Annotated in this window: 5 protein-coding genes; 1 reads left to right on the top strand and 4 read right to left on the bottom strand. The window is 74.6% G+C overall.

Annotated features, from left to right (window positions below; genetic code table 11):
* Positions 1-88: 88 nt before the first annotated feature.
* Positions 89-1105 (bottom strand): GlxA family transcriptional regulator, encoded by a 1017-nt coding sequence (locus GPJ59_RS32475; RefSeq protein ID WP_219671503.1) that lies wholly within the window; start codon positions 1103-1105, stop codon positions 89-91.
* Between the two features lie 92 nt (positions 1106-1197).
* Between GPJ59_RS32475 and GPJ59_RS32470 the strand changes: the two genes are divergently transcribed.
* Positions 1198-2835 (top strand): ABC-F family ATP-binding cassette domain-containing protein, encoded by a 1638-nt coding sequence (locus GPJ59_RS32470; protein ID WP_219671502.1) that lies wholly within the window; start codon positions 1198-1200, stop codon positions 2833-2835.
* A 184-nt stretch (positions 2836-3019) separates the two neighbouring features.
* Here GPJ59_RS32470 and GPJ59_RS32465 read toward each other — a convergent pair whose 3' ends face one another.
* The 3 genes from GPJ59_RS32465 to GPJ59_RS32455 are packed head-to-tail and all read right to left on the bottom strand — an operon-like array spanning position 3020 to position 5467.
* A complete protein-coding gene (locus GPJ59_RS32465) occupies positions 3020-3793 on the bottom strand; it encodes an SDR family NAD(P)-dependent oxidoreductase (RefSeq protein ID WP_219671501.1) in 774 nt (257 codons plus the stop codon).
* A complete protein-coding gene (locus GPJ59_RS32460; RefSeq protein ID WP_219671500.1) occupies positions 3790-5043 on the bottom strand; it encodes an MAB_1171c family putative transporter in 1254 nt (417 codons plus the stop codon). Before GPJ59_RS32460 ends, GPJ59_RS32465 begins: the two co-directional genes overlap by 4 nt.
* The gene (locus GPJ59_RS32455) at positions 5033-5467 is read right to left on the bottom strand and encodes a hypothetical protein (RefSeq protein ID WP_258025256.1); all 435 of its coding nucleotides are present in this window, start codon (positions 5465-5467) and stop codon (positions 5033-5035) included. Before GPJ59_RS32455 ends, GPJ59_RS32460 begins: the two co-directional genes overlap by 11 nt.
* Between the last annotated feature and the right edge of the window lie 405 nt (positions 5468-5872).

Genomic DNA, 5872 nt, shown 5'->3' with positions numbered 1-5872 from the left:
GGCCCGGGCGCAGCCCGTGGCGCCCGAGGCCGGGCGCGGCGCGCCGGCCCGGTCAGGGCGCGCCCGGGCTTCGGCCCGGCGGCGGTGGTCAGGGTCGGGCAGGGTCGTGGCCGAAGCGGCGGCGGTATTCCGTCGGGGGTTGGCCGACCGTTTTCACGAAGGCGCGGCGGAGGGCCTCCGGGGTGCCGTAGCCGCAGGCCCGGGAGATCTCGGCGATGCCCTCGCCGCTGTCCTCCAGCAGGCGCCGGGCGTGTTCCACCCGGACCCGTTCGACGTAGCGGCCCGGTGTCACCCCGGTCTCCGACTGGAAGGCCCGGGCGAAGTGCCGCGGCGACAGCCGGGCCCGCTCGGCGAGCGCCTCCACGCTCAGGTCCTCCCCCGGGTGCTCCGCGATCCACTGCTGGACGTCCCGCAGCGGCTCCCGCTGCGCGGTCTGCGCGGACAGCTGCGCGCTGAACTGGGCCTGGTTGCCCGGCCGCCGCAGGTAGACGACCAGGTGGCGGGCGATCGTGAGGGCCGCGTCCCGCCCCAGGTCCTCCTCCACCAGCGCGAGCGCCAGGTCGATCCCCGCCGTCACGCCCGCGCTGGTCGCGACCCGGCCGTCCCGGACGTAGATCGGTTCCGGTTCCACCCGCACCGCGGGGTACTGCCGGGCCATCCGCTCGCACCAGGCCCAGTGCGTCGTCGCCCTGCGCCCGTCCAGGAGGCCCGCCTCGGCCAGCAGCAGGCCGCCCGTGCAGACCGAGACCAGGCGGCCCGCGCGACCCCCGTACGCGCGGAGCCACTCGGTCAGCCGGGGGTCGAAGTCGCCGCGGGGCTGCCCGCCCGGCACCACCAGGGTGGTGTCCGGCCCGGGCACCTCCTCGGCGAGGTCCCCGTCGGGCAGCAGCGTCAGGACGCTGTTCGACCGGACCGGGGCGCCACCCAGGGAGGCGGTGCGGATCCGGTACGGCGGCGGCTCCTGTGCGTACCCGCCCCGTGCTCCGTCCCCGTACCCGCTCCCGCCCAGCAGCTTCACGGCGCCGGCGAAGACCTCGACCGGCCCGCTCACGTCCAGGCTCTGGACCCCGTCGTAGATCACGACGAGTACCTCTCTCAACTGCATGCCTTCATCCTGTGGGCCGCCGCGGACGTCCGCAATGACGGGCATCCCACCTTTCCTGCCATGCGGGCCGCCCCCGATAGGATCGGGTCATCATGACTGCCACCCTCGTCGCCAAGGACCTCGCCGCCGGCCATGGCGAGCGCACCCTCTTCGCCGGTCTCGACCTCGTCGTCGCCCCCGGCGACGTCATCGGCCTCGTCGGCGTGAACGGCGCCGGGAAGTCCACCCTGCTGCGCCTGCTGGCCGGGCTCGACACCCCGGAGGACGGCGAGCTGCGCCTCTCGCCGCCCACCGCGGCCGTCGGCCACCTGCCGCAGGAGCCGGAGCGCCGGGCCGACGAGTCGGTGCGGGACTTCCTGGCCCGCCGTACCGGCGTCGCCGGCGCGCAGGCCGAGCTCGACGCGGCGACCCAGGGCCTGGTCGACGGCACGCCGGGCGCGGACGACGCGTACGCGACCGCCCTCGACCGGTGGCTGAACCTCGGCGGCGCCGACCTCGACGAGCGCGCCCAGGAGGTGGCCGACGACCTCGGGCTGACGGTCGGCCTGGACCTGCCCATGGCGGCCCTGTCCGGCGGCCAGGCGGCCCGCGCCGGCCTCGCCTCGCTACTGCTGTCCCGCTACGACGTGTTCCTGCTGGACGAGCCGACCAACGACCTCGACCTGGACGGCCTGGAGCGGCTGGAGGGCTTCGTCAAGGGCCTGCGCGCCGGGACCGTCGTGATCAGCCACGACCGCGAGTTCCTCGCCCGGACCGTCACCAAGGTCCTCGAACTCGACCTGGCCCAGCAGCAGATCAACCTCTACGGCGGCGGCTACGACGCCTACCTGGAGGAGCGCGAGACGGCCCGCCGGCACGCGCGCGAGGAGTACGACGAGTACGCCGACAAGCGCGCCGCCCTCGAAGGCCGGGCCCTGATGCAGCGCAACTGGATGGACAAGGGCGTCCGCAACGCCCGCCGCAAGACCACCGACAACGACAAGATCGGCCGGAAGACGCGCGCCGAGGCGAGCGAGAAGCAGGCCGCCAAGGCACGCCAGACGCAGCGCGCGATCGAGCGCCTGGAGGTCGTCGAGGAGCCGCGCAAGGAGTGGGAGCTCCGGATGGAGATCGCGACGGCGCCGCGGTCCGGCGCGGTCGTCGCCACCCTGCGCGAAGCGACCGTCAAGCGCGGCTCGTTCGCCTTCGGCCCGGCGAACGTACAGATCGACTGGGCGGACCGGGTGGCGATCACCGGGGCGAACGGCTCGGGCAAGTCGACCCTGCTGGCCGCTCTGTTGGGGCGGCTGCCGCTCGACTCGGGGGCCTCCACGCTCGGTTCGGGCGTGCTGGTCGGCGAGGTGGACCAGGCCCGGGCCCTGTTCCTCGGCGAGGAGAGCCTGCTGGAGGCCTTCTGCGCGGCGGTCCCGGACACCGAGCCGGCCGACGTCCGCACCCTGCTCGCCAAGTTCGGCCTGAAGGCGGCGCACGTGCTGCGCCCCGCCGCCACCCTCTCCCCCGGCGAGCGCACCCGTGCGGCCCTCGCCCTGCTCCAGGGCCGGGGGGTGAACCTGCTGGTGCTGGACGAGCCCACGAACCACCTGGACCTGCCGGCGATCGAGCAGCTGGAGTCGGCGCTGGAGGCGTACGAGGGCACGCTGCTGCTGGTCACGCACGACCGCCGGATGCTGGACGCGGTCCGCACGACCCGCCGCCTGGAGGTCGCGGCGGGCCGGATCACGGAGCTGTAGCGCTCCGCTGGAATGCGGTGATGGAACCGCGGGCCGGTGGGGGCTGGTCGCGCCCACGCGGCGGAGCCGCATATGCGGACAGCCCCGCGCCCCTGACGGGGCGCGGTAGTGCACCGGACTTCGCTGAGCCCGCTCAGCCGGTCCCGGCGCCGTCGCGGGCCCCGCTCCCGCCCGCAACCGCCCGCTACCGCTCCTGCGGGGGACGGCGCTTGCGGGCCATCCGGCCGGCGACGAGGGTGCGCGGCAGGTGGCGGACGGCCGTCGCGTACGCCTTGTAGCGCCAGCCGGTGATGCTGACCGGCCGGCGCAGGGCCAGGTCCTTCAGGGCCCGGTCCACCACCGCGTCGGGCTCCAGCCAGACCGAGTCGCGCAGCGCGCTGACGTCCATGCCGGCGCGCTGCTGGAACTCGGTGCGGGTGAACCCGGGGACCACCGCCAGCACCCGTACCCCGTACGGGGCGAGGTCGACGCGCAGGGACTCGCTGAAGGCGGTGATCCAGGCCTTGGCGGCCCCGTAGGTGCCGGTGGGCAGCAGTCCGGCCACCGACGAGACGTTGAGCACCGCGCCGCGGCCCCGCTCGCGCAGGCCGGGCACGACGGCGTGGGTGAGCCGCAGCGGCACCTTCACCAGCAGGTCGAGCATCCGCTCCTCGTCCTCGACCGGGCTGTAGGGGAAGGGGGCGGGCAGGCCGAAGCCGGCGTTGTTGACCAGGACGTCCACCGGCCGTTCGGGGTCGGCCAGCCGCCGCTCCACGGTGCGCAGCTCGTCGGGGTCGAGCAGGTCGGCGGGCAACACCTCGGCGTGGACGCCGAATTCACGGCCGAGGGCGGCCGCGACCGCGGCCAGGCGCTCCTTGTCGCGGGCGACGAGGACGAGGTCGCAGCGCTTGGCGGCGAAACCGCGGGCGAAGGCGGCGCCGAGGCCGGCGCTGGCCCCGGTGATCAGTACGGTGGTCAACTGGGCTTCACTTCCCCTTCGGACGCTTCGGGCTGTCGCGGGACGAAGGCCCGGGTGGTGGGTGAGCCGTACGCCTGGGCGACGGCCACGAGGAACTTCGTCTCGTCCTCCAGCTCCGTGCCCTCCGCGCCGGCGGACAGCGCCGGCCCGGCCGCCGGCCGGTCGGCCGCCCCGGGCGGGCACGGGAGGCCGAGCAGCTTGTTGTGCCGGGCCTCCTTCAGTACGCAGGCCAGCTCGGCCGCCGCACGCCGCGGGCCGGGCACGCCGGCGCCGGTGACATGGCCCCGGGCGCGTTCGGGCGCGTCCTGGGCGACGTACTCGCCGAGGATCAGGATCGCGTCGCGGGTCTCGATGACCTTGCGGTAGACGAGCAGGTTGCGCGGGACCGGCGGCCACAGCAGTTCCACGAGCCGGGTGGCGCGCGGCCTGGTGAGCGCGACGTGCGGGACGGCCTGCACCAGGTCCCGCCACAGCGGCCACAGCCGCCAGGCGGTGGCGGTGTCGGCGAGGGTGCGGCGCAGCGTGAAGAGGCTGGGCACGAGGAGGGCGGCGGCGCGCAGCAGCCCGTGCAGGTTCATCATCAGCGGCAGGTAGGGCATCGCCCAGGTGCTGCCGAACAGCGCCTTGAGCAGGTACGCCAGCCAGAACAGCCCGGCCAGCGCGGTGCCGAGGCCGAACAGCCGCAGGCCCATGGCCAGGGTGCGGCTCTCGGCCTGCCGGCTGTAGCGCCAGCAGACGAAGACGCAGCTGGTGTTGGCGAGCAGATGGGCCGAGATCAGCACCAGCCAGTACGCGAGGGAGGGCACCGGGCTGCCCTGCGGCGGCATGGTGTGGGTGCCGTGGTCGGGGGCGGCCGCGTCGAGGGAGACGAGGGCGGTCAGCAGCACGAGGGTGGTGACGCCAGCGGCGAAGCGCAGCCGGCGGCCGCTGGTGGCGGCGGCGACGAAGTACAGCACGGCGCCCGCCGAGAGCACCCCGATCAGGTTGCGGACCAGGCCGACGGCGTGCGAGTGGGCCGGGTCCCGCATGGCGTACGTGACGACCGCGGGCAGGTTGAGGGTCATGGCGGCGGCCGCGGTGGCGACGGCGAGGAGCAGGCCGCGCTGCTGCGGGGAGCGCAGCGCCGCGGGTATGCGCAGCAGGACCGCGACCCACAGGCAGACCACGCTGGGGACGGCGAGCGCGTCGCCGAACGCCTGGATGCCGGTGGGCCCCGCTGCTGCCAGGGCGAGGGCCGGGTCAGGAGCCATGGTTGCCCCGTGGGTGGTAGCCCATCGCGGATTCCAGCCGGGCCAGCGTGCCCTGGGGCTCGGCCGTGGGCCGGAAGCCGGCGCCGGTGCGGATCATGCTGGCCAGCATCTCCGCCTCCTGCTCCTGGCGGGTGGTGTAGTTGGTGCGCCCGAGGATGACCGGGGCGGCGCCGCCGGTCTCCTCGCCCTCCAGGGAGTTGTGCCCGAACAGGATGTGCCCCAGCTCGTGGAGCACGATGTGCTCCCGGTGCACGGGCGTGGTCTGGGCCTCGTAGAAGACGTAGTCGACGCTGGCGGTGCCCACCCACAGTCCGCAGATGCCGGACTCGGCCGCTTCCTTGGGCAGCGGGTGCAGCCTGATGGGGCGGCCGCGCTGCCCGGCGATGCGCTCGCACAGCGCGTCGAGGGAAAACGGATGCGACAAATCCAATTGGCCGAGAATGGCTGCACATCGCCTGCGCAGGCTGGGTGGCCGATATCGCATGTGTTCTCTCTTCGGACCCTTGCTCGGGCAGCGTGAATAGGCGTGGTCGGTCGATGACATGACGTCCCGAGGGTGCGCGGGGGGAGGTGGCCCGTCCACCGGGTCGGCGAACGGGCGTTCCATCATGCCTACCCATGTTCAGCCGTCCTGGGCAAGGAAGGGCCCCGTGCGGGGACCCTATTCGGCCATGCCCAGTCCGCCTGCGCCCCAGCTCAGGGGCGACCCGTCCCAGGGGCGGCCCGTCGCAGGCGGCCCGTCGCCGGGGCGCCCCGTCGCAGGGGCACGCGCCCGTCCGAGCCCCAGCTCAGGGGCACGCGGCCGTCCGAGCCCCCGCTCAGGGGCGGC

This window comes from Streptomyces bambusae (assembly GCF_019400985.1).
Classification (GTDB): Bacteria; Actinomycetota; Actinomycetes; order Streptomycetales; family Streptomycetaceae; genus Streptomyces; species Streptomyces bambusae_A.
Note: the sequence above shows the minus strand (reverse complement) of the source record. Positions and strands in the feature narration are given on the sequence as shown.